Origin of the sequence: Bacillus cereus group sp. MYBK30-2 (genome assembly GCF_051915945.1) — a bacterium.
GTDB lineage: Bacteria > Bacillota > Bacilli > Bacillales > Bacillaceae_G > Bacillus_A > Bacillus_A paramycoides.
Genome location: NZ_JBQAFR010000028.1, coordinates 1 through 527 on the forward strand (window position 1 = coordinate 1; position 527 = coordinate 527).

Here is a 527-nt window from a genome sequence, read left to right on the forward strand (position 1 = left end):
AAGAATAGCGTATTTTTTCATTTTAAGGAAATTTAGTTTTGCTATCGAGCTTACAAAACTAAACTGTGCGTCTTCGTATTTTTTGATATATTTATGTGAATTTTCCGAAAGTATTTTGACATTTTATGTTAAACTAAAATTAGGAAGTTGTAAAAGTTTACACTTAAACGAAGCAGATTAGTTTAATAAAAAATTAGAAATTGTGGAAAGGATGTTATTGTTGGAAGTAAGACAGATGGCTACGGCATTCTTAATTCATCAAGACAAAATGTTAATGATGAAGAAAGAAAAGAGTAAAATCTTTAATTTTGAATTTTGGGTGGTATTGGAGGTCATATGGAAGCTAATGAACTCAATTCTCCAATGGAAGCAAGTTACAGAGAAATTAAAGAAGAAACAGGATATAAAAAAGAAGAAATTAAAAACTTTAGGCTGAAATACATTCTGCTTGAGAAAAATAGTGGTGAATTGCGTCAGCAATATGTCTACTTTGGAGAAACAGATCATAGTAACTTTATTCCTTCTGA

1 pseudogene is annotated in these 527 nt (G+C 29.2%); it reads left to right on the top strand.

The window, feature by feature from the left end:
• Positions 1 to 336: 336 nt before the first annotated feature.
• A pseudogene (locus ACTFQM_RS27310) lies at positions 337 to 527 on the top strand (NUDIX domain-containing protein); the annotation flags it as partial.